The organism is Bradyrhizobium sp. HKCCYLRH2060 (assembly GCF_051168135.1).
Classification (GTDB): Bacteria; Pseudomonadota; Alphaproteobacteria; order Rhizobiales; family Xanthobacteraceae; genus Bradyrhizobium.
This window is the reverse complement of sequence record NZ_JBNPUK010000001.1, coordinates 812,305-836,792: the sequence shown is the minus strand read 5'-3', so window position 1 is coordinate 836,792 and position 24,488 is coordinate 812,305. Positions and strand designations below refer to the sequence as shown.

Here is a 24,488-nt window from a genome sequence, read left to right as displayed (position 1 = left end):
GATTGTCGACGGTATCCAGGCTCTCGCTGGTCTCCGTCAGGAACTCACGCAACAGATCGTCCATGAAACTGGCCTTCCAAGAATTGGCGCCGCGGTCACGGGGCGACCGCTGATCCTGTCAGAGCGACGGTCGGTCCCGGCCTTCACCAGCAGCGCGGATCGATACCCGGCCCTCGCCGACTCGGCTGAACAGACTTTCGTCCAAGCCATCGTTAGGTGGGGCTTTTATCCGTCCCGTTAATTTTATCGTCCGTGCTAATACGGACGTAGCACCGACCTCTCAGGCTGAGGTGAGCCCGGCACCTTTCCGCGGCCGGAATGTCAAGGCATCGCTTCTGCCGGCGCGACTGCGCGATCCTCTCGCTCGATCAGCGCCCTGATCTCCTTCAGCGCCTTGTACAGCGCTCCTTCCGTGACATGGCGATCCACCATCTCGGCTTGGCCGGCGGCTTCCGGAATCGCCCTGCGCAACTCGTTCATACAGGCGAGATAGGACGCGCGATAACGGATCGCGTCGTTCTTCAGATACATCGTCTGGACGCAGAGGTAGAGGCGCTTGGCCGGCGTATCGGCGGTCTCGGCGGTGACGGTGTCGCGCTCGCGGAGGATAGGCGCGTCGCCTTCGACGATGAAGCGGGCGCGCGTGTTCGAATTCACGATAACGCTGTCGCCGATCACGATGCGCTCGAAAGGCTTCAGCTCGACCCGCAGGGGCATGGCCCAGTCTCCTCTCAGAAGGCTCCTCTCGGGAGTCTCCTCTCGGGAGCGGCGTCGTCGGCAGGCTGCACTCGCGTCGACACGACGTTGCTCTCGTGCTCGCTGCCCGGCTGATCCGGCGCCGCAGCCGAGCGGCGTCAATTTGCGAATAGTCTAGAGCCGAAAACGGCGGGGCAAGCCCCGCCGCCTCCGATATTCGTGGGTGCCGTCCGCGCCTTAGCGCAGCAGCTGCAGCACGCTCGCCTGCGACTGGTTGGCGAGCGACAGCGCGGACACCGCGATCGACTGGCGGGTCGACAGCGCCTGGCTGTTGGCCGCTTCCTCGTTGGTGTCGGCCAGCGTCAGGTTCGACGAACCGGTCTGCAGCACGTTGATCAGGTTCTTGTTGAAGTCCTGACGAACCTGCACGACCGAGAGGTTCGAACCCAGCGTCGAGGCCTCGTTGCGCAGCGTCGAGCTCGCCGAGTTGAGCACGCCGATGACCTTGTTCGCCGAGTTGTTGTCGAGGAAGTCGGTGCCCGAGGTCAACGTCGAGAGGCCGAGGCCCGCCGAGTTGAACGTGACACCGGTGATCGACAGCGTCGACTTGCCGGTTTCGTTGAAGGTCAGCTTCAGCGTGTCGCCGTTCAGCAGGTTGATGCCGTTGAACGAGGCGTCAGCCGCGGTCGTGTTGATCTGCGCCAGCACGTTGTTGTACTGGGAGACCAGGCTCGCGCGCTGCGTCTGAGCAGTCGCGTCCGCCACCGGAGCCGCCGCCGTCAGGCCGTTGAAGGACTGGCTGGAAGCAGCCGCCGTACCACCGATCGCGCCGATCGTGGCCGAAGCCGCGTCGTTGGTCGTGGTGATCGAGATCTTGCCGGTGGACGAGTCAACGGTGGCCTGCAGGTTGTTGGCTGCGAGCTTGGCGTTGAGATCGTTCAGCGACTTGACCTGCCCTGTCCCGAGGCCGAACGTGATGCTGGTCGCCGTGCCACCTCCTGTGGCGCCGACAGTCAACGTCTGTCCGGATAGGCCATCGCCGACGGCAGTCAGTCCGAGCTTGGCCAAGGTGCCGGTGCTGCCCGAGAGCGTCAATCCGGACGCCGGCGGCGTCAGGGTGATCGCACCCGCGGTGATCGACGCGGTGACGCCGGTCTGGGTCTGGATCGCCGAGAGCAGATTGCTGACGCTGTCGCCAATGCCGATGTTGGTGCCGGTCGAGGACGTGCCGGTGACGAAGGTGAAGGTGGTGCCGTTGACGACCAGCGTCTCGCCCGAGGTGATGCCGGTGGACAGATCGTTCGACGAGCTGCCCGACGTACCCGACAGCTTGGTCGAGCCGGTGATCGCCGCCGGCGTCGTGTTGTCGTTCTGCACGACCGAGCCGGTCACCGCCGTCGAGCTGGAGCCCAGCAGGTCGGTGGCGGTCGCGCCGGTCAGAGCCGCCGAGGTCACGCTCGACTTGGTGGAGTAGCCCACCGCGCTCTGCAGCACCTGGTTGGCGATCGACTTGGCGCTGTCGACGAGCTTCTGCAGCGAGGTGATGCCGGTGTTGGCGGCCTGCAGCACCTGCACGCCGTTGCCGATGCCGTCGAGCAGATTGGAGATGTCGGAAGCGCGGTTGTCGAGACCCTGGGCGGTGAAGAAGTTGGTCGGATTGTCGAGCGCCGAGTTGACCTTCTTGCCCGTGGAGAGGTTGTTCTGCGTGGTCGCGAGGAGCTGAGCCGTCGACTGGAGCGAGAGCAGGTTCTGGCGAACCGACGCAGAGAGTACGATACCTGACATTGTCATTCCCTTCTGGATGAACATGAGTAGACATCGCCGCACCGTTCTGTCGGCGATGGCGCAGACTGATCCGCGGAATCCTACCCGTTCGTTAAATTGACTTCGGAACGGCCCCTCGGGGCGTCCGCTGCCGCCGTTAATGCTAATTGGCCGCTAATCAGCTCGATCAAATGCGCGCAGATCGCCGGAATTCGCGGTAAAATGGCGTGCAAACGCAGGCCTTGCGGCCGGCCCACGCCAATGCGCGGTGCGACCGTTAAGGCAGCGCTAACCAAGAGCTTGGGGAAGGGTGGCAGGTCAGGAGGGGGCGCGGTCGGCGCACGGGAGGACGATCTCGACGCTGGCGGCCGGGCCGTGCGGCTCCTTGAGCTCCAGTCGCCCATTCGAGCGCCTGACGAAGTCCTCGACCAGCCGGATCTCCGAGAATACCGCATCGGCTGGAGCCGCGTCCGCCGCGCCCGCTGACGCCGTCAACACGATCTGCACGTCGGAGGAGTTGCCGCCGGCGCCCGAGCCGTCGACCCTCATGCGCCTGGCCTGGATATCGATGCGGCCGCCATGCTCCAGTCGATGCCGCGCACCGATCGCAAGACACAGCAGTGCCGCCATCAGCTGACCCGGATCGGCGAAGACGGCCGGCACGTCCGCGCTCACCGATGTCGTCACCTCGACCCCGGTGCCCAATGTCGGACGAAGCAGGCGAGCGACGTCGACCAGGAGCTCGTTCAACTCCACCGCACATGGCTGCGGCGGCCGGCCCCTTGCGAACGACAGAAGCTGCGACGTCAATCGAGCGCCCCGGGTCGCAGCCTCGTCGATCAGACGCGCGACGGCCGCCAGTTCGGGCTTGTCCTCGACCGCCTCGGCGAGGATGTCGATGGTCCCCGTGATCACGGTGAGAATGTTGTTGAAGTCGTGCAGCAGGCCACCGGCAACCTGACCGACGATGGCCATCCCTGGATGGATGTCGGGCGTCGCTGCAGCCGGAATGTCTGCGCTCGGGCTCGGCAGCGACTGATTGGACCGCTGGTAGGTGGAAGAAGCCATGAATCCTGCAATACCTGTTTGGGGGGGAGGACGGCGGGGCTATCGGAACGCAAATGAACGGACGCCGCTGCAATGTTCAGCTTCGTCTTGACGCTCAGCCTTGGCGCTCAGTCTCATCGCTGACCATCGATCGCGCCCCGGCTGGATGCAGCATCAGTCGGACTCCTGCTCCTGCCATGACGACAACCTCGTCACCGCCAGTCGCAGGACACCGGCCGATGCCTCCACTCGCGACGAGAGTTGCATCCGACAGAAAAAGATCCGTCAACGAATCAGCGCGCTTATTAGCGATTTTGGCTTCAAGATGTCCGCTGTCAATTGCGGCGCTTGCTACGTGGTGCCGTGCCCGGCGGAGCTGCGGCGCCCGGAGCAACGAGACATTCGCCGCAAGCGTGCTGCGCTGCCTTCACGAGCCGAGGCGGGGGCCGATGCGTGCCGACTGTATACAACCGCGCGCGGTCAGACCAGCACATCGCACACACGTTGATGGCTTGAATCCGCAACGCGCATTCGCGCCCGTCTGCACGACAACGCACACAGCAGGAGCGAATGGTCTTTACTGGGAATATTACCCGCGATTCTTCTTGTCAGCGGATGGGACGCAGTTCTATGGAACCATGAGGGCATTGAGATCTGCGAGGCTTCGTTACTGCAATGCAGGAGATGGCTTTGGACCCCAGCTTGCGTTCTCCGAACGGCTTCCTGTCGTCGCTGTCCGACGATGATTTCGAGCTGATCCGACCCTATCTGCGGACCGTGGATCTGGTGCAAGACTCCGTTCTCGCCGAGGTCGGCGAAAAGCTGACACGCATCTACTTCCCCCATCGCGGTGTCATCTCGCTGGTCGTGAACCTCGCGCGCGGAGAGCGCGTTCAGGTGGCCATGATCGGTCGCGATAGTCTCTTCGGAAGCATGTCCCTGCTCGCAGGCAGCGATCCGGTGGTGCTGAACAGCGCGGCGGTCCTCGTTCCCGGTGCTGCATCGGTCGTCGACATCGACAGGGTCCGGGCAGCCGCCGAACAGAGCCCCTCGTTTCGCGCGCTGATGTTGCGCCACGCACTCGCCATCTACGTGCAGTGTCAGCAGACCGCCGGTTGCAACGCCGCCCACACCGTCGAGTCGCGTCTCGCCCGTTGCCTGCTGCAGACGCATGACCTTTCAGGCGGCAACAAGCTCTACATCACCCAGGAGTCCCTGGCGCAGATGATCGGTGCCCGTCGCAACAGCGTCTCGCTGGTGGCGAGCACGCTGCAGCAGGCCGACTTCATCCACTATAGCCGCGGCCATATCGAGATCATCGATCTGGACGGGCTGAAGAGGACGGCGTGTGAGTGCTACGGCGCCGTGAAGGCTCACTACGAGAATCTGGTCCGGCCGCGCAGCCTGCCGTAGGCAGGCGTCGTTCCGGCCGTCGCGCGCCGGCGCCTCGCCGAACGCCCTTGCCTCCGTACAACTACGGCCCATCGCATGATCCCCATCACCGATGCGGACGGAATTAACGCGCTGTTCAACGGGCGCTGATAATTGTCGACGTGCTGACGAGCGCGAGTTCCAAGAAGCGTCGAATAATCTTCGTGCTGATATATCTCGCCCGTGTTCGGCTTTTGACCAGACGCGCGGAGTAATGACATGGCCTTTGATCTGTCGATGCCGATCCTGGTGGTCGATGACTACGCCACTATGATCCGGATCATCCGCAACCTGCTGAAGCAGCTCGGATTCGAGAACGTCGACGACGCCAGCGACGGATCGGCCGCGCTCTCCAAGATGCAGGCCAAGAAGTATGGGCTCGTGATCTCCGACTGGAACATGGAGCCGATGACCGGCTACGACCTGCTGCGCGAGGTGCGTGCCAGCCCGGAACTGTCGAAGACCCCGTTCATCATGATCACGGCCGAGTCGAAGACCGAGAACGTCATCGCCGCCAAGAAGGCCGGCGTGAGCAACTACATCGTCAAGCCGTTCAATGCTGCGACGCTCAAGACCAAGATGGAAGCCGTGTTCGGCCCGGCCGAATAGCCGAACTCCCTTTGAATGCCCTGCGCGGCGGCCGGACCGGTGTCTGGCCGCTTTCTCTTTAGCGGACGAACTCCGCGCGGTTGACGTCGGCAGGACGCATACATCGCCGCCCCCTCCCCGTAGTCGTACGGAAACCAAAATTTACGAGGGGGTCAGAGCCGGCCGATAGACGTAATCCTGCTTGCCGATGACCATGTCAGGGTGGCAACGGGACAGGGAATTCATGCGCAACGAACTCCTCGTGATCGAAGATGCCGCCGTGCATCTTTCCATCTTGCGAAAGATTGCAGCCCAGGCCGGCCTCGCCACGACGGGCGTGAGCTCGGTCGACGCCGCCTCGCTCGTCCTGCACAAGAGGGACTTCGACTGCGTCACGCCTTACCCCTCCCTGGGAGACCGCTCCGGCACCGAGGTTCTTGAGCTCGACATAGCTCCCCCCTTCTCGACGCCGATCGACCTGAAGCGGTTCCGGCAAACTCTCAAGCAGATCGCGCAGGAGACCGATCGCCGGCGGCTTTCAGAGCGGCAGGCTGGTAGCAGGCGATGAGCAAAAAGAAGCGCTTTCTGGGAGCGCCTGCAGCGATCGCGCTGATCCTCATCTGCGTCATTGCCGGCAGCAACCTCTTCTTCCTCACCAACCTGCGCGAGAACGCGCTTCAGCACGCCGAGGAAGATCTCAGCCGCCATAGCCTCACGCTGGCGGAGAACGCCGACCGTTCGGTGAAGTCCGTCGACCTCGTGCTCACGAGCGTGCGCGACTACCTCGTGCGCGGCGGCGCTATCGACGCTGCGACGTATCGCAATGTCGCGTCAGACCATCAGACCCACCTCCTGCTCAAGGAGAAAATCGCGGGACTGCCGCAGATCGATGCGGTGACGCTGATCGACGCACAAGGCAGGCTCCTGAACTTCTCGCGCTACTGGCCGATCCCGGACGTCAACATCGCCGACCGCGACTACTTCAAGGCGCTGAAGGCCGACCCTGCGCTGCAGACGTTCCTCAGCACACCGGTTCAGAACCGCGGCGACGGCACCTGGAACATCTATTTTGCCCGCCGGCTCGACGATTCCAATGGCAAGTTCATGGGCATGATGCTCGGCGCCATGTCCGTACCCTATCTGGAGAACTTCTTCGGCTCCACCGCGCAGGGTCTCGATGCCGCGGTATCGCTGGTCCGCGAGGACGGTACGCTGCTCGCGCATTTTCCGCCCACGAGCGAGATCGGCAAGCCGACCTCCGGCTTCGGTCAGCGCGCGCTGTCGGCCGGCGGCGTGCTGCGCGAGCCCTCCGCACGAACCGGCGAGATGCGCCTGCGGGCCGCAAAGATGCTGCCCAACTATCCCGCGATGATCGTGGTGTCGGTATTCGAGCACGACGTCCTGAAGGCCTGGCGTGACATGGCGACGCTTCTGGTCATCGTGTCGCTGGTGAGCGCGATGGCCGTGCTCGCGGCCGCGGTCCTGATCTCCCGCTGGTGGGAACGCCACGAGCACCTGATCGAGGCCGCCGAGGCCGCGAACGCGGCGAAGTCCACCTTCGTCGCCATGATGAGCCACGAGATCCGCACGCCGATGAACGCGGTGCTCGGCCTCGCCACGACGCTGCTGGAAACCAATCTCGATCCCGAGCAGCGCCGCTCGGTGGTGGCGATCCACAATGCCGGCGACAATCTGCTCGAGATCCTCAACGACATTCTCGACTTCTCCAAGCTCGAATCCGGCCAGCTCTCGCTCGAGGACATCGCCTTCTCCGCCGAGGCCCTGGTCCACAACACGCTCAGCATCATCGGGCCGCGGGCTTCCGCCAAGGACCTGAAGCTGAGGAGCGTCGGCGACCCATCCGTGCCGCCGGCGCTGGTCGGCGACGCCGGCCGCATTCGCCAGATCCTGCTCAACCTGGTTTCCAACGCGGTCAAGTTCACCTCGTCCGGCGAAGTGGTCGTCACGACGCGCTGCATCGAGCAGGATGACGAGAAGGCGACCGTGGAATGGACGGTGACCGATACCGGAATCGGCATTGCCGCCGACAAGATCGGCTCGCTGTTCGCGAACTTCGTCCAGGCCGACAATTCGATCAGCCGCCGGTTCGGCGGCTCCGGACTCGGACTCGCGATCTGCAAGCGACTGATCGAGCAGATGGGGGGTGACATCAAGGTCACCTCGACGCTGGGCAGCGGATCCACGTTCTCGTTCCGCCTGACGCTGCCGATTGCCGAGACCGTCGCGGTGCCAGAGCAGAACGACGACGGCATCTACGCCTCGCTGCAGAACCGGATCGCGGCGTTCGGCCGGCCGCTGCGCGTCCTCGTGGTCGACGACAATCCGACCAACCGCCTGGTCGCGACCAAGATGCTCAAGGATTTCGACATCCAGACCGACACGGCCTGCGACGGCGCCGAGGCCGTCACCGCCGCCAGCCGCTTCAACTACGACCTGATCCTGATGGACGTCCGCATGCCGGAGATGGACGGCTTCCAGGCGACCCGCACCATTCGCGCACGTGGCGAGCGCCGCTCCAACGTGCCGATCATCGCCTTCACGGCGAACGCCTTCATGGAGGATATCCGAGCCTGCCGGGAAGCCGGGATGAACGACTTCGTCGTCAAGCCGGCCCGCAAGAAAGCGCTCGTGGAGGCGATCCTGCGCGTGCTGCCCCTGCCCGTTCCGGTGCCGGTGCCGGAAACCGCGGCGTCGGACGCCCCGCTGGTGCCGGCTCAGCCGGATGCCGCGGCCGCCGACGTTGCCGCCGACACCGAAATTGCTCCCGAAGCTGCGCTGGACCGCGAAGCCTATGCCGAGCTGGTCGGCGAGATCGGCGACGAGGCAGCACAGGAGATCCGCGACGTGTTCTTCAGCGAAACGGATGCGCGGCTGAAGCAGCTCCGCCAGCTGACGCTCGACGGCGAGCGCATCAAGATCGGCCGCGAGGCGCACTCGCTGAAGAGCGCAGCCGGCACCTTCGGGTACCGCCGGCTCGCAACCTACGCACTCGCGCTCGAGAAGAGCGCGCCGCGCCTGTCCGCCAGGGAGTATGCCGAGCTGCTCGACAACATCGAGGCCGCCTACGCCGCCGCCCGCGCCCAGGAGCTGCAATATTGAAGCGGGGAGGCCGCAGGCCTCCATGGCGCATGCCGATCGGCGCGACGTCCCCGTACGGCGCACCGCGGCGACGAGGACGGGCTCGGACGATCGAGATGGCAAACGAGACGTTCACGACGCGGATTCGCCGAACCTGATCTTCATATTCCCTTACAATGGGTTGACGCCGTACTTCTACGGCTCACGATTTTCACAATCAACTAATCATGAGCTGCCAGACTTGGGGTCACATAGGAGATGTGTCCCATGTTTACTTTTGAAACCGCCGACCAGAAGGAAGTCAGGCGTTTCCGAATTGCGCAGTTCAACGGCCGGACCGCGACCGTGAAATCCGGCGGATCCACGATCACCGGCCACGTCCGTTCAGTCATGGAAAAGGAAGCGAGCGTCCCGCCGCGCTGGACCATTACGATTGTGCCGACGCCGCCCAAAGCCCAAGCGCCGCTGCGACCGACCTCCCGGGTTCGCCCCTTCGCCGAGGATTATTTCTGACAGCACGGACGTCCGCGTCCGCAATCAGCGCGTTCGACCGAGCCGGTCGGACGCCAATTGTCGTTGTCTGCGTTGCGGGGGCACCGCGGGGTGGAAGGCGCGAGCGCGGCATTCGCGCTCGTCCGTCGTCATCCGATCTGGTTGAGGAGTGCTGCGCGGACGAGTTCGGCGGTGTTGCGCGCGCCGACCTTGCGCATGGCTTCGGCGCGATGGCTCTCGAAGGTGCGGGGGCTGATGCCCATGCGCAAGGCGCCCTCCTTGTTCGAATGGCCTTCGCTGATCAGCTTGAGGACCTCGTGTTCGCGCGGGGTCAGCGACTTGCTGGCCCGGCCGGGCGGTCGCGCGGACGCCGCGCCCTGCTCGTGAGCCGGCACCGCCCGCGACAACGGTCCGAACTGCCCGTGCGCGCCGGACATCTGGTTGACCAGGGCGCAGACCCGCTCGGTCTGTAGCAGCGCATTGTCGACGACCACCTGGACATGCCGGCGCTCGCCGGGCGTCCTGGCAATCTCGTCACTGCGCTGCTTGATCTCCTCCATGTAGAGCATCAGCGCGGTCAGCGAACCGTTCAGTTGACGAGCCAAGGCGAGCGTGCCCCGGTCGTCCTGCTGTCCCACCGCAAGCGGGGCCGGGGCGCGCAACCGGGGCGCCGGGAGGCCCGGGTCGTTAACCTCCAGGCCGCCGGGAGCAGGTGCGACGTGATCGTCGGATAGGCTGTTGTTCAGCTGTGCCATGCCTCATTCTGGCGCCACAGCGACTTTAACATGGTTAATTCTACTACCCGTAGCAATACGGGCTTCTCCGGCAACTCGCGCAACCGTCGATAATTTCTCCCGAAAGTTGCAAGCCGAAATAGTTAAGCCGGTGCGCGATGCCGGGCTTCGGAAGACCGTCCCCGGCGTGCGCGGCGGCGCCTGTCCAAGACGCCGCGCATTCCTACGATTGTTTACTGACATTAATTTCGCACCAACTGTTTCGTGCTTCCATGCGTTCCGTGCCCGTCCGTGGAGACGAGCGACCTTGACATGTAGCTGACAGCCTGACGCCAATGGGACCGGTCGACCGGATCTGGGAATTCCTGCAGCGGTTGTCACCGCTGACACGAAGCTGTCTGCTCAGCGAGCTCGAACGGCTGGAGCTGAGCGGCGTCGACATGCCGGGATCCGCCGACCTCCAGGCGCGGCTGCGCGCCGAGATCCGCAACAACAACGGCGCCGGCGGCCACCGCACCATCAATCCGTCGCGCTACTTCTTCATGCCGGTCGAGCAGCTTCTCATCGACGGATCGCCGGAGCATGCCAATGAGGGCCGCATTGCCCGCGGCTCCCTCACGCCGATCTGGGAATGGATCTCGCGCGATCTGCTGCCGACCATGGCGCGCGACTACAACGCACAGATGAAGGACCTCATCGCCGCGGACAAGCAGCGCGAGATCCGCCAGACGGCGAGCGCGTTCCAGACCAAGGTGACGAAGTCGCTGGAAGGCACGCTGGCGCGCGCCGAAGGCATCGAGCAGGTCCGCAGCAAGCTGAAGGCCTATACGGCATCGCCGTCGGTGTTCGACGACGTCGTGAAGCTGATGAAGGCGCTGCGCGCCCGTGAGGAACTTGCAAAGTTCGCCGATTCGTTGCCGGACCGGATCGCGGAGTTCGACGATCCGCAGGTGAAGAAGATGGTGCTGCTGCTCGATGCGCTGCGCAAGAAGCAGCCGGAAGCCGTGCCCTTTGCGTTGACGCTCGTCGCCAAGCGTCTGAAGGAGCCGTGGCAGGTGATGCGGCTGGCGACGAAGGCGGCGCGTTCGAAGAACATCGCCGACGTCATCGCGGCACCCTACGCGATGACCGTGCCGATGGTGCTCGACCAGCTGGAGGACAAGCGGCTCGCGCTCCGGATCGCGCTGAAGAACAACCGCGTCGTGACCGCCAAGGAAATCCTGACCAGCATCTATGACATCGAATATGCGATCCAGGTCCGCATCGATCGCATCGAGGACTCGGACTGGGGGACGCGCCTGAACGCCATCATGGCCAATACCGACAAGATGGTACAGGCCGAGGTCAAGCGCTTCCCCGAAGAGGTCGGACACGTGCTCGGCTCGAACAGGCTGCGCAGCCATCGCACGTTCGGCGGCCGCCTCACCTATTTCGCCTGGAAGGGCCGCGATGCGATCAAGACGGTGCTGCGGTCGGCAACCGGTTGACGGCCGCGCGTTCGAAGCGGCCCCTGGACCGATCCTCAGCCCTGCGCCATACGCTCCCGCGCCGACTTGAAGCCCGCCACGAAGCGCGCCAGCGTGTCCGAGGTCTTGCCGCGCGGCAGCATCACTTCGATCAGCGAGAACCGTCCCCGACGATGCACCGCGCGCTCCAGCGCGGCGACCAGTTCGCCGCGGGTGGCGACGCGCTCGCCCGTGCCGCCGATGGAATTGGCGATATCGGCATAGTGCCAGTCGTCGAGATCGTTGAACCGCGACTCCGGCTGGAACACGCGCAGCATCTCCCAGCTGCAATTGTTGAACAGCACGACGATCGGATCGAGGCCGTAGCGGCGGCAATTGCCGAGCTCCCATCCGGTCATCTGGAACGCGCCGTCGCCAACCAGGATCAGCGGACGAAGCCCGGTCGCGGCCACGCCGATGCCGGCCGGCACGCCGAAGCCCATCCCGGCGTAGTAGCCCGGCGCTGCCAGCGCCGTGTTGTCGATCTCCATCGCCGTGAACAGGCAGTCGCCGATATCGGAGGTCATCGGCATCCGGCCATGGCGATCGAACATGTCGTTGATCGCGGTCGCGATGTCCGAAGGCGCGATCGGCGCGCCATCGGCAGCCAGGCCACGCGGATACGCCGAGCGCTGCCGCGGCAGACCGGGAGCCGCAGCCTGCGGTGCCGCGCGCTCGTCCAGCGCATCGATCAGATCGCCGAGCGGCATGTCGCGATAGGTGTGATGGCCGATCTGGACCTCGCGGCTGGCGGCCAGGATCATGCGGCGCGGGTCCGGCGCCCGGTTCGACAGCGCGAAATTGGTGTCCGAGAGGATGACGCCGAGCATAAGCACAAGATCGGCATTCTCGACCAGCTCCGTGATCGCCGGATTGCCCGCGGCGCCGAGATAGGTGCCGGCGACGACATCGTCGGCCCTGTCGAGCAGGCCGCGACCCATGAAGGTCGTCACGAGCGGCAGGCGGAGCTTGCGCGCCAGCGCGGCGATCCTGTCCTCGACGCCGTAGCGGCGGATTTCGACGTCGACGACGATCACGGGACGCTCTGCCTGCGCGATGCGGGCGAGGATCTCCTCGACGCACTCGTCGAGCGCCTCGCGGCTGGCCCGCCGTGGCGGCAGCGGCGCCACCGGCTCGACCTCGGCATCGACCATGTCGCGCGGAAATTCGAGATACACCGGCAGCGACATCTCCTTGGCGCTGCGCAGCACGCGCGCGATCTGCGCCGGCGCCGTGGCCGGATCGCTCAGCACCGCCTGATCGCAGGTGATCTCCTTGAACACCGCGAGCTGCGTGTCGACGGTGCGGGCCTGATGATGCAGCAGGAAGCCGGAGACGCGCTCACGCGCACCGGGCGCGCCCGCGATCACCACGACCGGCGAGCGTTCGGCATAGGCGCCGGCGACCGCGTTCACGACGTTGAAGGCGCCGGCGCCATAGGTGACGACGGCGACGCCGAGGCCGCCATGATAGCGCGCCGCCGCATCCGCCGCGAAGCCGACCGCCGGCTCATGGCTCAGCGTGACGCTCGGCAGGATGTTGCTCTCCTCGATGACCTTGAACAGCGGCAGCACGAAGTCGCCGGGAATGCCGAAGATCTCGCGGGCGCCGTGGTCCTTCAGGGCGGCAAGCAGCGCATGGGCAAGAGCAGGCATCCGGATCCCCTGAGCGTAGCGTGACGTTCAGCCGGTGCTACACGATGAGGGCCGGACTGCCAACCACCCGCCGCTCGGTCGGCGAGCCATGCCGTCCGGATCGCCTCGTCCAAACTTCATGAGGGAGCGCCAAGGCCCAAGCTCACCCGCGCCGCATCAGTTCGCCGTCAGCAGCAGGGCCTGGGCGGAGGGTGCGCCGCCATGCGGCATGGCAAGCGTAACCGTGAACAGGATGGCGACTGTCATGATCATGCAGAGCTTCATCATGACCGTCCTGCGATCGGTGATCGGCAGGAACAGGAAGAACAGCAGCATCGCCGCCAGCGCGAGTTCGAAAACGTAAGACATGGATGACCTCCTCCGTTGCCAGGAGGATGGCGCATGCCGGAAGCCCAGACTGTGCGTGCCGTCACATCGGTCCCATGGTCCACGCGAGCCAGTATCCCGGCCTCCGCAGCGGGACCGCGCAAACCAATCGATTGCCACCTCTCAGCCGTCGAACAGCGCGGCCTCGGTAAAGGCGAGATCGCCGAGACGCGGCGGATGCGGCCCTTTGGCGTATTTGCGTCCGCGCTTGTCCGAGTACCAGCCGGCCAGCCCTGCGATGGGCGCATTGGCATCGAGCCGCACCAGCAGGCCGCCGCGCCGCAGCAGCAGCCAGCCGATGTTGCCTGCCAGCCGCACGAGGTCGGCGACATCCCGGCAATACAGCAGGCGATACACCGGCAGCGCATTCATCACCCGGTGCTTCTGAAACACGAACGGATACGCCGCATCGGCCGCACGCGCGACGAGACTGAGACATCCCCACTCCGCATGCTGCCGCAACAGCTCGGCCTCGTCGGGAGATAGCCCGTGCAGATTGTCCGCGGAGAATTCATCGACACGGACATCCGGGCGCGGTCGTGACAGCGCCAGCGCGGCATAGACCTGTCCCTTGCAGTAGACCGAAAAGCCCTGAGCCTCGACCTGCGGCCAGGTGTGCGGGGCCGGCGTGATGTTGAAATAGGTCACCGTCTTGTCGCGCGTCGCCGCGCGCACCAGCATCGAGCTGAAGGCACGGAACGCCGGCTCGACATACCAGCTCGAGACATTGGCCCTGACGATCGGCTCACCGCCGATGCGGAGCGCGGAGAACAGCAGCAGGATGACGCCGACGGGGACCCCGCCATGGTCGAGACAATAGCCGAACGCCGGATAGCCGGCCGGCCGCGGGCGCGCCGCGTGGCGTTCGAGTCCGCGCAACCAATAGGCTTCACTGCGAAAGGCGAATCCGCGCGTCAGCAGTGCGGCAACCGCCGGCAGATCCGCCGCGCCGATCTCCCGGATGCGAACGCCGGTCACGGCCTGCGCGTGGGCCGGCCTGTCGTTCGCAATCTCAGCCTTCTTGATTGGCTGCATTCCAGCATCACCCGAGAGAGATCCAGCACCACCCGTCGCGCGGCGGGATCGTCACGGCGGCAATTATCGTAAAAAGCTTTGGCGGTAGTGAACCACGTCGTGCTGGCCTTACTTTTCAGTTAACGGAATGCGCAACACACACCCCCTGCTTCGATCACCGTCGACATCATCATCGCAATTGGTGGCCGCCGCTCACGGCCGCGGCACGCGAAACATGTAGGTTTCATCGGCATTGAGGCCGTCGACGAAGAAACGGCCGGGCTTCGCCGCGATCCGGCGCTTCAGGCCATCCCAGCCCCAGACCTCGAGGCTGCGCGTCCATGTCGGCAGTTCGAGCTCGACCGCGCGCCCCGGCTGGTCGGTCCAGCCGGCAATGTTCTGCCACACGATCAGATCGGCGTCGGCTCCGCGCAGCGTGTACAGCGCCAGCCGCCGGTCGATGGACACGATCTTCATGTGGCCGGCGAGCTGCAGCACCGTCTTCACCACGAGGCTGCGCGCCTCCGGGGTCCAGGGATCCTTGCCCGTCGCCATCGCATAGGCCAGGCCGTCGACATCGGGCGTGTCGCCAAGATTCCACGGAAACGCCAGCACGGATACCGGCGAGCGGCCGTCCTTGCCGACCACCGCGAGCTGGTCCCAGATCGCATTGAGAAACAATCTCGCCGCGTCCGGCTCGCTGTCCCACGCGCCGGCGCGCGCGACGTTGAACTCGGTGGCGTAGAAGTTGATGTCGCGGCTCAGCCCCATCGCCCGCTTGATGCGGTCGAAGCAGGTCTGCACCGAGAACTCGCGGCCGTGGGTCATCGGATACCATTTGTCATTGTAGTAGGTATGCAGGTCGATGCCGTCGAGACGGCCGTCCTCAAGCAGATCGGCGATCGCCGGACCGTAGCCGCGCAACGTCGCATCGCCATGCGAGTTGCAGGTGGCGAAGCCTCCGGGAACCACCCGCAGCTTGGGGTCGACGCTGTGAACACCGTCGGCAAGTCCGGCCAGCGCGTCGTGATAGTCCTGGCGCGGAATCGTGGCCTGCACATCGGGCTCGTTGATTGCGGTGAAGACCGTAGCACCCCAATCGGGAATACCGTTTTCGCGGCCCCAAGCGCCACCGGGACGGAAACGTCTTGCCATCGCCTGCCCAGCCGCGAACCAGTCCTGATAGGACCCGATCGGCTGCGGTGGATCGAGGCTCTGATAGCTGCCTTCATACTCCAGCAGGATCAGCGGCATGATACCGTTCTTGTGCGCTTCCAGCATGGCGGCATCGAAATCGTGCGGTGTCGGCAGCCGCACCAGCGTCCGCCAGCCATAGGAGTCCATTCGCCCCATCCTGGCACCAACGCCGTGCAGCGCCTGATAGATCTGCTTGCTCCTGCCGGCCAGATGCGTGACCAGATTGCCGCCGCCGATGCGCTCGTCGATCCGCAGTGCCGAGGCGTTCGTTTCGCCTGCGCGGACAGCGCTCGGCCATGGCGACGTGAAAAACGTTAAAAGGGCTGTGCTAATGACCAGCAGATTGGAACGAAGTCGCAATGTCTGATCCCTTAGATGTCCGTTATGACGTTTGAGATCGTCCAGGTCGTTCAAGAGATAAGCAATGCCGGCGGCGTGGAAACCGTCGCTATCGAGCTGGCGCGCGTTTTCGGCCGGAATGGTTTATCGAACGTCGTGCTCGCAAGCACCGTCACGGACAATCTCGAACACACGATCAGAGTCGAGCGCGTCGCGCCGTGGCTGGCGCGGATTCCGACGCGCGGACTGTTCCGGCACATCGGCCGCGCCATTGTCGTGCCGCTGTTCACCCTGGCCGCGACACGGGCGCTGGCGCGGCACCCCGACGCCGTCGTCGTCAGCCACGGCGACAGTCTCAAGGGCGACGTGCTGATCGTGCATGCGGTCAATGCGCAGAGCCTGGCCGAGAAGCGCGCCGCCGGCAGCTGGCGCTGGATGCTCAACCCGATGCATCTGTGGGTCGCGCTACGCGATCGGTTCATGATCGGAGGCCTGCGGTATCGGGCGTTCGTGGCGGTGTCCTCCCGCGTCACCGCGGAGCTGCAGCGCTTCTTCCGCGTGCCGGCCGCCCGCATCCACGTCATCTCCAACGGCATTGATCTCGCGCGCTTCAAGCGCGACACCGCCAGCGGCCAGGCGATCCGGCGTGAGTTCGGCATCCCGGACAATGCGCGCCTGCTGCTATTCGCCGGCCACGAATTCAACCGCAAGGGACTGGCGCATGCGATCGGCGCGCTCGATCGGCTCGGCGACGACGTCTGGCTGCTGGTCGTCGGCTCGGACAATCCCGCGCCCTACCGCAGGCTGACGCGCAACGCCCAGGAACGACTGATCTTCGCTGGCTCACGCTCGGACATGCCCGCGCTGTACTCGGCGGCCGACGCCTTCGTGCTCCCCACGAGCTATGAGACCTTCTCGCTGGTCTGCATGGAGGCCATGGCCTGCGGAGTGCCAGTGTTCGCAACGCCGGTCGGCGGCATCGAGGATTATCTGCACGACGGCGTCAACGGCTTCCGCATCACGGCCGATGCCGTCGATATCGCTGCCAAGCTCGCTTCCGTCTTCGCCGATCCCGCGCTGATGCGCCGGCTGCAGGACGGCGCCCGGGCGACCGCGCAGACCTATGGCTGGGACCAGATCGGACTGCAATACATCGAACTGCTCAAGCAGATCGATGCCGCCAAGCGACAGCCTGGCCGCGCAGCGATGGCGCTGCCGGTGAAGGCCTAGCTAATTCGTCTGCAGCCGCTGTTGGCGGGCGAGGCCGGATGCGGCTCTCGACTGATGCGCCGCACGGCATGCCGTTTCAATCGCCGCCGCGACCGCTTCATAGGTGAAGCGCCGGAGCACGTTCGCGCGGGCCGCCTCACTGCGAACGGCGAGCTCCGCCCGCCGGCCGCTGAGCTCATCGATGAGCCGACACAGGCTGCCGGGGTCCCGCTCCGGCACGATCCAGCCGCCGTCGCCGACGACATCCGGAATCGCTCCGCAGGTCGATCCGATCACCGGGATGGCACAGGCCTGGGCCTCGATGATCACCCGGCCGAACTGCTCGCGCACCGCGTCCGTGGTGCGCGTCAGCAGCAGCAATGCGTCCAGGCCGCGCAGAAAAGCCGCGACCGCAGCGGGTGCAGCCCAGCCCTGGATGGTGACGCGCCCGACCAAGCCAAGTTCGGCGACGCGCCGGCGGAGATGCGGCTCGTGCGGACCTTCGCCCATGATGCTCAGCGTCGCCGCCGACTTGCTGAGCGCGAGCGCTTCGAGCGCATCGTCGAGTCCCTTCTCGATCACCAGCCGGCCGACATAGCCGAGCCGCAGCGGCGAGCAGGCCGTCGCATTCGATCGATCATCCGCCGGCATGAAGGTCGTAAGATCGACGCCATAACCGATCGGCGTCACCGGCCCCGTGTAGCCACACGCCCTCACGACCTCGGCCGCATCGGGACTGCGTGACAGGATATGAGCGGTGCGGCCGAGGACGAATTTGCGGATCGCCTCGAATGGTGGCGGCAGCCGTTTCAGGATGTTCTGGTCGACCTCGAGCACGAGCGCCGCACGGCCGCGCAGCATCTGCGCCTGCAGCGCGACGATGCTCCAGGGCTCCTCCCAAAGGTGAATCACGTCGGGATCGAGCTCGCGCAAAAGGCGGCGCAGCGCCGGATAGAAGTGCAGGTACCATTTCATCGGACCCGCATCGGGGAGCCGGATCGGGAGGCGATGGATGGGAAACCCTTCGTTGGAGTGAGCCGCGGTGATGGTGCGGCCGAACTCCTTCCACACTTCGGGCACCACGAGATGCAGCTCGACGTCGGGCCGGGACGCGAGATGGCGGTAGCGCAGCCGGCCGGCCTCGCTGCTGGTGGCCGGATGCGCAATCGAGACGATCCGCAAGCGTCCCCTGCTAGACACGGCCCATCACCTTCGCTGCAGTCCCGCTGAAGCCCGTGAGATGCAGCTCCATCGCCGCCAGCGTCCGATGCGCGCCATTCATGGTGTTACGCGGAATCGAGAACGCATCCTGCCCGGCTTTGACGAGGCCCTTGCGGGTGGTGGCAGCACTGGCAAATCCGGCCTGCCGCGCCAGCGCAAAGTCCCGCGGTCCGCAATCGGCGGCGCGCCCGTAGGGAAACGCGAAGTGCCGGACGTCGATGCCGAGCCGCTCGTTCAGCCGCAGCCGCGCGCCGGCCATCTCGTGCAGGGCGGCTTCCGGAGACAGCGACGAGATGCGCGCATGCGAGACGGTGTGAGCTCCGATCTCGACCAGGGGATCGGCTGTCAGCGCCTCCAGCATGTCCCAGGAGATCGCATGTTTCCAATGCATCGCCTCGATGTCGATGGCGTTGGCGGCACAGAACGCGGCGTAACGATCCGCGGCCTGCGGGCCATCCCAGCGCGAGGCGACCTGCGCGAACACCGCGCGGCGCTGCTCGTCGCTCGACAGCGCGATCCTCTCATCGTCGACCGTGACATGGCCCCTGTGCCGCAGCGCATCCTCCAGGCCAGCGGCCCACAGCGGCAAGGTGCCGTCGGGAATCCCGGTCGTCACGAACAGCGTCACCGGCACCTTGTGCCTGCGGAACACCGGCACCAGCAGCTCGCACGTATCGCGGTAGCAGTCGTCGATCGAGAAGTTGACGTAGCGGCCGGACGGCTCGGCGCTTGCAGCCCGGCGGAGCGCCTCGCTGATTGTCACGATATCCCAACCCTGGTCGAGGACATAGCCGAGGAAGCGATTGAGAAAGTCGACATCGACGTAGAAGTCGCGATTGGGCAGACGCTCCCACTGCTCTGCCGGCGCGGTGCGATGGAACGTCAAACAGCAGCCGCGCGGGCCGAGCACACGATCGACGGCCTTGGCGACAGGAAGGACGAAGGCACCGGATGCCATCATCGCCTTGGCGGCAGCGAGGGCCAGCAGGGTCAACTCAGCTCTCCCTTCATCTTGAACGTACGACGAACATGACGGAGCGCCGTGCCCACCACGGCCGGCAGCAGGATGCCGATCGCAAAGGCCAGGCAGAGCAGATACGCTAATCCGCCGGCGAACAGGCGCGGCAGCAGGCCCGGCACGGAAGTCTGAATCATCAGGCCGAGCACGACCATCAATGCGGTCGGCAGCAGGGCCAGGCCGATCACGAGCAGGAGCTTTCGCGCATCGCCGAGCACGAACACCACGCCCGACAGCAGCACGAGGCTGCGGATCGCTTCGCCAACGCCGAGCAGCTGCATGCCGGCCGCCGGCGACGGATCGAACAGCGGCATCAGCAGGTTGAAGCCCATGTTGGCGAGATAGGCCGAGACGATGATGACCGCAGCGACGCCGTTGCGCCCCGCGCCATTGAGCAGACGGATCAGGATCCAGCCGAGGGTCGCAGCCCAGACGCCGCAGGCGATGCCCTTGAGCGCATGCGAGGTCAGCAGCAGGGCCTCGTCGCCGAACGCGCCGCGGAAATAGATCAAGCGGACGATGTCGGTCGAGAAGACCAGCAGGAACGCCGAGGCCGGCAAGGTCAGCGCGAGCAGCGGCCGCAGCAGCGCCTCGGTCTGCGCGCGCGGATCGCGCGGGGCGTGCTGCGACAGCACCGCCATGCCGAGCGGCTGGCTGATCAGCAGCAGCGCGCTCTCGGTCAGCGAGCGCGCGTAGTCCAGCGACGCAACGGCGCCGGTCGTCAGCCGCGATGCCGTGAAGCGCTCGATCCAGACGTTGCCCTGCTCCGCCAGCGGCAACGCCAGCAGGACGCGCAGCCGGCGGAAGAATTCGAACCCCTTCTCGATCACCATGCCGGCGGTCAGGCCGGAGACGCTCAGCGCGCCGTCGCGCCAGAGCGTGAACAGACCCCAGGCGGCGAGGCCATTGAAAGCAACGGTGAAGGCGCAGGCGAGCATGTAGGCGTCGCCGGTCAGAACCAGCAGGCCGATGCCGCCGATCACCGCGACGTTGAGCAGGCTGGCACGGACATTGGTCAACCGCGTGCGGCCGAGCGCGATCTCGCCGGCGGCAAGCACGTTGAGCACCGCCGAGGCCGGCATGCCGAACGCCATCATCCGCACGAAGTGCAAGGTGAGCTCGCGCCCCTCCGCCGAGAAGCCGCCGACGACGGCGTTCACCCAGAGCTCACCGAGCAGCAGGATGATCGCGGTCACTAGGCTCGAGACGACGGCAATGACGATCGTCAGCGCACCGAGGCTGCGCGCGGCATCAGGCCGCTGCAGCGCCTCGCGATGCATCGGGATCATGATCGCCGGCACGCTCTCGTTCTGCAGGAACGCGAGCGGGATGAGCACGGCCGCCATGGCGGCGCGGAAGCCGTCGGCGACGAGCGAGGCGCCCAGCACATGCGCCATCAGCACCTCGCGACCGAAGCCGAGCATCTTGCTGGCCAGCGCACCGCTGATCAGCAGCGCACTGAAGCGCTTGAGCGAAGGACCGGAGGCGCTCATGCGACCCCCTCCGATACGGCCTGCGGCCCTATCCACCGCGCAGGGACTTGTCCGTCCTCGAGCAGTTTCGGCCACGGCAGCACTGGCGCGAGAATGGCGAGGGTCGGGCCGAGCGAATCGCAGTCTGCGACGAGATCGACCGTACACCGCTCGGAGGACGGGGCAGATGCAGCGATCGTGCTCACACCGCCGCTCCCGCGCCGACATTGCGGATCAGAAGCCCGATCGAGTCCAGCATGCGTGCAAGACTGTAGTGGGTGCGCGCGCGGCGCGACGCGTAGTCGAGCTGTGGCGCGAGGATCTCGGGTTCAGCCAGCACCGCGTCCAAAGCCTCGGACAGCGCACGCGCATCACCTGGCGGCACGAGCAGACCGGCCCGGCCATGTTCGAGGATGTCCGGCGCAGCGCCGGCGTCAGTGGCAATCACCGGCACGCCGGCGAGCATCGCTTCGACCAGGGTGCGGCCGAACGGCTCGGGATCGATCGACGGATGCACCATCGCGTCCATCGCCTGCATCAGCAGCGGCACGTCGCTGCGATGTCCCAGGAAATGAACGCGGTCGCCGAGGCCGAGATCGGCAACGAGCCGTCTCAGCTCAGCCGCGTAGTCCTGCTCGCCGAACAATGCGTCGCCAACGATGACACCGTGCACGCCCGGCAAATCGGCCAGCGCCTCGATCAGAACATGCTGTCCCTTCCACCGCGCGAGCCGGCTGAACACGCCGACCAGCGGTCCCGACGGCAGGCCGAGCCGCTGCCTCAGCTCCTGGCGCGACGCCGGCACGGGTTCGACGGCGAGACCATTGGGCACGACCTCGACGAGAGAGCGTCGACCTCCGGCCGCGATGAAGGCGGCTGCGGCGGCTTCGGAGGGGACGACGACCTTCGCCGCAAAGCGGTTGGCGAGAAAGATCTGCATGCGACGCTGCAGCACGCCGAAATGAGCCGGGCTGATGATGTCGTGCAGATGCCAGATCAATGGCCGCCGTGCCGCGATGTTGGCGATGGCCGACAGGACAAAGGCCTTCTGCGAATTGGCATAGAGGACGTCATGCTTGCGTGCGACATGCGCGAGCTCCGCGGTGATCGCCGCGAGTCTGCCGAACAGCGGCAGCGCCTTGAGCCACGAACTGTCGCGTCTGAACTGCCCCAGGCCGCGGCCCCAGCGCGACGTGATGACCGGCATGCGACGCTCAGCCAGCGCCTTGCCGAGCGGGCCCGGCTCGAACAGGAACACCGCGGAATCCCTGCGGCCCTGGACGACATCGAGCAGGATCAGCTCGGCGCCGCCGATCTGCCCGGTATGATCGACGAACAGGACACGCTCGGTCGACATCACCCGGCTCCGGCGTAGGCTGCCACGGGCGCGGTCTGGACCACAGGCGCGCTGCGGTGCTCGACGTCGGTCATGGTGACGACGATGCCGACATCGCGGGCTCCGAGCGCCCTGCTCCTGTTCACCGTCGCGACCGCCGGCTCGATCAACGACCGGTCGCTGCGAACGCAGACGATCGCCCAGTCCGTACCGGCAAGGAAGTCGTTCCGTTGCGACGGCAATGGTGTGTCGACGATCACGGCATCATAGCCATCGAGACCAGCGAGGAGACCGTCGAGGCTGATCGCGTCGAGAATGTCGCCGACCGGACCGGTCGCCTCACCAACCGGCAGCACGTCGAGCGAGGGATGCGCGGTGGGCAGAACCATGTACCGGAGCGGCGTCCCGCGCTCCAGCGCGCCGACCCATCCGGGGTCTGCCGGCAGCGCCATGATCTCGGCAAAGGCGGGATGCGAGACGTCGCACTCGACGACCAGCACGCGCCGGCCTGCGGCCGCGAGGTGCTCTGCCAGCGCACAGGTCGTGGTCGTCTTGCCATCTGCTGCATCAGGAGAGGTCACGACGATGCGCTGCGATCGGGCGGACCGCTTCAAACCGAGTTCGTGGACGAGCTCATGCAGCGTGTGCTGAAAATCAGCGTCCTCGGAGGCGAGGCGCAAGACGCGCGGGATCGCCAGCGGTTGATGGCCCTGCAGGATGGCGCCGAGCGCCGACATCTCACGCAGACTCTTCAGGCGCGGCAGGCAGGCCAGGATCGAAACGTCGGCGACGCTCGGGAGATGAGACCCTCGTTCGGGCGATGCCGGTGGCTTCGCCGCCTCCGGTGCGGTCACACGCTCGGCCAATTCAGGGACGATGGCGGGAGCCTCGTCGACAGCGGACGTCTCGACCTGCCCGGCCGGCGCTTCCGGAGCGACGGGCACGGGCGGGCTGATCAGGCGCGCGCCGAGCTTATCGGCGAGCAGCGCAGCGCCGACACCGAAGATCAACGCGAGCGTCATGCCGGCGGCGAGGAAGGGGATCTTCTTCGGGAAGAACGGCTTGCTCGGCAGCTCAGCGAGGCTGACGAGACGCGTGCTGCCGCGCAGGACGCGCCGTTCGGTCTCGAGCTCGCTCGCTTTCTTGTAGAGCTCGGCATATTGCTGGCGCTTGATCTCGGTGTCGCGCACCATGCTCTCGATGGAGGCCTCGTCCAGCGTGGCCGAGCCGGCCTCGGCCTTCGCCGCGTCCATCTGCTTCTTCAGCGAGGCCACCAGCGCGGTGTTGGCATCGTACGTCTTCTGCGCGCTCGCCGCGATGCTCTGCATCTCTGCGACCAGCCGCTGCTGGATGATCGCCTGCTCGCGCGTCAGCGCCAGGATCGAGGGATGCTTCGGCCCGAGCACGCCGGTCGCGCTGGCGAGCTGCGCGCTCACGGTCGTCAGTTGCTGCTTGAGGTCGGCGATGGTGCGGCTCTGCAGCACCGACGGGGCGTCGGTCGGCCCGCGCTCCTGCTCCGACTTGATCTCCTGCAGCCGCGCGGCAGCGTCGGCGCGCGCGGCCTCCGCCTGCGACAGCTGCTGGCCGATGCTGGTCAGCCGCTCCGAGGAGATCGGCGCATTGGCGCCACGCATCAGACCCTTGATGCGGCGGAACTTCTGGATCTTGTCGTCGGCCTCACGCAGTTGCTGGTCGAGCTGCTTCAATTCCTTCCAGAGCCAGGAGCTCGCGACCTCGCGGCTGTTGGCGCCTTCGGTGCGCTGGTCCTCGAGAAAGGTCTGCGTCAACGCGTTGGCGAGCGTCTTCGCAACCTCGGGACTGCTCGACTGATAGGAGATGTTGATGACGCGCGAGCGGCCGGCCGAGGCGATGCTGAAGCGGCTGTCGACATGATCGATGAACGCGCCCGGATCGGTCTTCAGGCGCTGGCACGCATCGGCTGAACCCGTGAGACGGCCGCGCTCGCATTCGCCGACCACGGCGTCGACCACGCCGGGCGACGACATGATCTGACGCAGCAGGCGCGGCGAGCGGATCACCAGGAGCTGGCTTTCCATGTCGGCGGGATCGCCGATCTTCTGCGCCCACGCCGCCGAGGTGTTGGCACCCGGCTCCTGCTCGGCGATGATCACCGAAGCGGTGGCGAGATAGCGCACCGGCAGCAGCACGAGTGCGGCCACGGCGAGCGCGAGGATGGCGCCGGCCACGATGGCGAACACGCCGCGGCGGCGCCAGATCCGGGCGACGGCGTCAATGCCGGACAAGGCCTCGCCAAGAGCCGCCTGCCTCATGATCTGCACCCGCG

Annotated in this window: 20 protein-coding genes; 7 read left to right on the top strand and 13 right to left on the bottom strand. The window is 65.9% G+C overall.

Going from position 1 to position 24,488, the window contains the following annotated elements:
* Positions 1-321: 321 nt before the first annotated feature.
* The 3 genes from flbT to ACQR10_RS03730 all read right to left on the bottom strand — a co-directional run bounded on the left by flbT (position 322) and on the right by ACQR10_RS03730 (position 3,528).
* Positions 322-717, bottom strand: coding sequence for a flagellar biosynthesis repressor FlbT (gene flbT / locus ACQR10_RS03740; protein WP_315716969.1), 396 nt, complete (start codon positions 715-717; stop codon positions 322-324).
* Positions 718-933: 216 nt separating this feature from the next.
* Positions 934-2,481, bottom strand: a complete 1,548-nt coding sequence (locus ACQR10_RS03735; RefSeq protein ID WP_315800636.1) for a flagellin — start codon at positions 2,479-2,481, stop codon at positions 934-936.
* 297 nt (positions 2,482-2,778) lie between these two features.
* Positions 2,779-3,528, bottom strand: a complete 750-nt coding sequence (locus ACQR10_RS03730; RefSeq protein WP_316180410.1) for a histidine kinase dimerization/phospho-acceptor domain-containing protein — start codon at positions 3,526-3,528, stop codon at positions 2,779-2,781.
* A 669-nt stretch (positions 3,529-4,197) separates the two neighbouring features.
* On the opposite strand from ACQR10_RS03730, the gene ACQR10_RS03725 reads away from it, so the two are divergent.
* The 5 genes from ACQR10_RS03725 to ACQR10_RS03705 all read left to right on the top strand — a co-directional run bounded on the left by ACQR10_RS03725 (position 4,198) and on the right by ACQR10_RS03705 (position 9,138).
* The gene (locus ACQR10_RS03725; RefSeq protein ID WP_315800638.1) at positions 4,198-4,920 is read left to right on the top strand and encodes a Crp/Fnr family transcriptional regulator; all 723 of its coding nucleotides are present in this window, start codon (positions 4,198-4,200) and stop codon (positions 4,918-4,920) included.
* A gap of 237 nt (positions 4,921-5,157) precedes the next feature.
* The gene (locus ACQR10_RS03720) at positions 5,158-5,547 is read left to right on the top strand and encodes a response regulator (RefSeq protein WP_008968243.1); all 390 of its coding nucleotides are present in this window, start codon (positions 5,158-5,160) and stop codon (positions 5,545-5,547) included.
* A gap of 223 nt (positions 5,548-5,770) precedes the next feature.
* The gene (locus ACQR10_RS03715; RefSeq protein WP_434848434.1) at positions 5,771-6,094 is read left to right on the top strand and encodes a response regulator; all 324 of its coding nucleotides are present in this window, start codon (positions 5,771-5,773) and stop codon (positions 6,092-6,094) included.
* Positions 6,091-8,646 carry a hybrid sensor histidine kinase/response regulator gene (locus ACQR10_RS03710; protein ID WP_315800639.1) on the top strand — a complete coding sequence of 852 codons (2,556 nt, stop codon included), beginning with the start codon at positions 6,091-6,093 and terminating at the stop codon, positions 8,644-8,646. The genes ACQR10_RS03715 and ACQR10_RS03710 overlap by 4 nt, the downstream gene beginning before the upstream one ends.
* Positions 8,647-8,892: 246 nt before the next feature.
* A complete protein-coding gene (locus tag ACQR10_RS03705) occupies positions 8,893-9,138 on the top strand; it encodes a hypothetical protein (protein ID WP_006614403.1) in 246 nt (81 codons plus the stop codon).
* Positions 9,139-9,266: 128 nt separating this feature from the next.
* Here the strand turns inward: ACQR10_RS03705 and ACQR10_RS03700 are convergent, their stop codons facing one another.
* A complete protein-coding gene (locus tag ACQR10_RS03700) occupies positions 9,267-9,872 on the bottom strand; it encodes a helix-turn-helix transcriptional regulator (RefSeq protein ID WP_315800640.1) in 606 nt (201 codons plus the stop codon).
* Positions 9,873-10,186: 314 nt separating this feature from the next.
* Here ACQR10_RS03700 and ACQR10_RS03695 point away from each other — a divergent pair, with 314 nt between their 5' ends.
* Positions 10,187-11,338, top strand: coding sequence for a hypothetical protein (locus tag ACQR10_RS03695; RefSeq protein WP_315800641.1), 1,152 nt, complete (start codon positions 10,187-10,189; stop codon positions 11,336-11,338).
* Positions 11,339-11,373: 35 nt separating this feature from the next.
* On the opposite strand, the gene ipdC is transcribed toward ACQR10_RS03695, so the two are convergent.
* The 4 genes from ipdC to ACQR10_RS03675 all read right to left on the bottom strand — a co-directional run bounded on the left by ipdC (position 11,374) and on the right by ACQR10_RS03675 (position 15,825).
* Positions 11,374-13,011: an indolepyruvate/phenylpyruvate decarboxylase gene (ipdC, locus tag ACQR10_RS03690; protein ID WP_315800642.1), complete on the bottom strand. Its 1,638-nt coding sequence runs from the start codon at positions 13,009-13,011 to the stop codon at positions 11,374-11,376.
* 156 nt (positions 13,012-13,167) lie between these two features.
* Positions 13,168-13,359 carry a hypothetical protein gene (locus ACQR10_RS03685; RefSeq protein WP_315800643.1) on the bottom strand — a complete coding sequence of 64 codons (192 nt, stop codon included), beginning with the start codon at positions 13,357-13,359 and terminating at the stop codon, positions 13,168-13,170.
* Positions 13,360-13,500: 141 nt separating this feature from the next.
* Entirely contained in the window at positions 13,501-14,412 is a 912-nt protein-coding gene (locus ACQR10_RS03680) for an acyl-CoA acyltransferase (protein ID WP_434848433.1), read from the bottom strand.
* Positions 14,413-14,604: 192 nt separating this feature from the next.
* Positions 14,605-15,825, bottom strand: coding sequence for a hypothetical protein (locus tag ACQR10_RS03675; protein WP_434848437.1), 1,221 nt, complete (start codon positions 15,823-15,825; stop codon positions 14,605-14,607).
* A gap of 147 nt (positions 15,826-15,972) precedes the next feature.
* On the opposite strand from ACQR10_RS03675, the gene ACQR10_RS03670 reads away from it, so the two are divergent.
* Complete coding sequence (locus ACQR10_RS03670) at positions 15,973-17,157, top strand: glycosyltransferase family 4 protein (RefSeq protein ID WP_434848432.1); 1,185 nt, start codon at positions 15,973-15,975, stop codon at positions 17,155-17,157.
* Here the strand turns inward: ACQR10_RS03670 and ACQR10_RS03665 are convergent, their stop codons facing one another.
* The 5 genes from ACQR10_RS03665 to ACQR10_RS03645 form a co-directional block, all read right to left on the bottom strand.
* On the bottom strand, positions 17,158-18,336 hold the full coding sequence (locus tag ACQR10_RS03665) for a glycosyltransferase (RefSeq protein WP_434848431.1): 1,179 nt from the start codon (positions 18,334-18,336) through the stop codon (positions 17,158-17,160).
* Positions 18,329-19,351 carry a polysaccharide deacetylase family protein gene (locus tag ACQR10_RS03660; RefSeq protein ID WP_434848430.1) on the bottom strand — a complete coding sequence of 341 codons (1,023 nt, stop codon included), beginning with the start codon at positions 19,349-19,351 and terminating at the stop codon, positions 18,329-18,331. The genes ACQR10_RS03665 and ACQR10_RS03660 overlap by 8 nt, the downstream gene beginning before the upstream one ends.
* Positions 19,348-20,868 (bottom strand): lipid II flippase MurJ, encoded by a 1,521-nt coding sequence (locus tag ACQR10_RS03655; protein ID WP_316215555.1) that lies wholly within the window; start codon positions 20,866-20,868, stop codon positions 19,348-19,350. Before ACQR10_RS03655 ends, ACQR10_RS03660 begins: the two co-directional genes overlap by 4 nt.
* 181 nt (positions 20,869-21,049) lie before the next feature.
* A complete protein-coding gene (locus ACQR10_RS03650; protein ID WP_315800649.1) occupies positions 21,050-22,207 on the bottom strand; it encodes a glycosyltransferase in 1,158 nt (385 codons plus the stop codon).
* Positions 22,204-24,474 (bottom strand): exopolysaccharide transport family protein, encoded by a 2,271-nt coding sequence (locus ACQR10_RS03645; RefSeq protein ID WP_316215554.1) that lies wholly within the window; start codon positions 24,472-24,474, stop codon positions 22,204-22,206. The genes ACQR10_RS03650 and ACQR10_RS03645 overlap by 4 nt, the downstream gene beginning before the upstream one ends.
* Positions 24,475-24,488 lie beyond the last annotated feature (14 nt).

Coding starts and splice junctions, on each gene's coding strand:
- ACQR10_RS03730 (WP_316180410.1), bottom strand. CDS start 3,528: ATGGCTTCTTCCACCTACCAGCGGTCCAATCAGTCGCTGCCGAGCCCG.
- ACQR10_RS03655 (WP_316215555.1), bottom strand. CDS start 20,868: ATGAGCGCCTCCGGTCCTTCGCTCAAGCGCTTCAGTGCGCTGCTGATC.
- ACQR10_RS03705 (WP_006614403.1), top strand. CDS start 8,893: ATGTTTACTTTTGAAACCGCCGACCAGAAGGAAGTCAGGCGTTTCCGA.
- ipdC (WP_315800642.1), bottom strand. CDS start 13,011: ATGCCTGCTCTTGCCCATGCGCTGCTTGCCGCCCTGAAGGACCACGGC.
- ACQR10_RS03680 (WP_434848433.1), bottom strand. CDS start 14,412: ATGCAGCCAATCAAGAAGGCTGAGATTGCGAACGACAGGCCGGCCCAC.
- ACQR10_RS03710 (WP_315800639.1), top strand. CDS start 6,091: ATGAGCAAAAAGAAGCGCTTTCTGGGAGCGCCTGCAGCGATCGCGCTG.
- ACQR10_RS03715 (WP_434848434.1), top strand. CDS start 5,771: ATGCGCAACGAACTCCTCGTGATCGAAGATGCCGCCGTGCATCTTTCC.
- ACQR10_RS03670 (WP_434848432.1), top strand. CDS start 15,973: ATGACGTTTGAGATCGTCCAGGTCGTTCAAGAGATAAGCAATGCCGGC.
- ACQR10_RS03645 (WP_316215554.1), bottom strand. CDS start 24,474: ATGAGGCAGGCGGCTCTTGGCGAGGCCTTGTCCGGCATTGACGCCGTC.
- ACQR10_RS03695 (WP_315800641.1), top strand. CDS start 10,187: ATGGGACCGGTCGACCGGATCTGGGAATTCCTGCAGCGGTTGTCACCG.
- ACQR10_RS03735 (WP_315800636.1), bottom strand. CDS start 2,481: ATGTCAGGTATCGTACTCTCTGCGTCGGTTCGCCAGAACCTGCTCTCG.
- ACQR10_RS03720 (WP_008968243.1), top strand. CDS start 5,158: ATGGCCTTTGATCTGTCGATGCCGATCCTGGTGGTCGATGACTACGCC.
- flbT (WP_315716969.1), bottom strand. CDS start 717: ATGCCCCTGCGGGTCGAGCTGAAGCCTTTCGAGCGCATCGTGATCGGC.
- ACQR10_RS03685 (WP_315800643.1), bottom strand. CDS start 13,359: ATGTCTTACGTTTTCGAACTCGCGCTGGCGGCGATGCTGCTGTTCTTC.
- ACQR10_RS03700 (WP_315800640.1), bottom strand. CDS start 9,872: ATGGCACAGCTGAACAACAGCCTATCCGACGATCACGTCGCACCTGCT.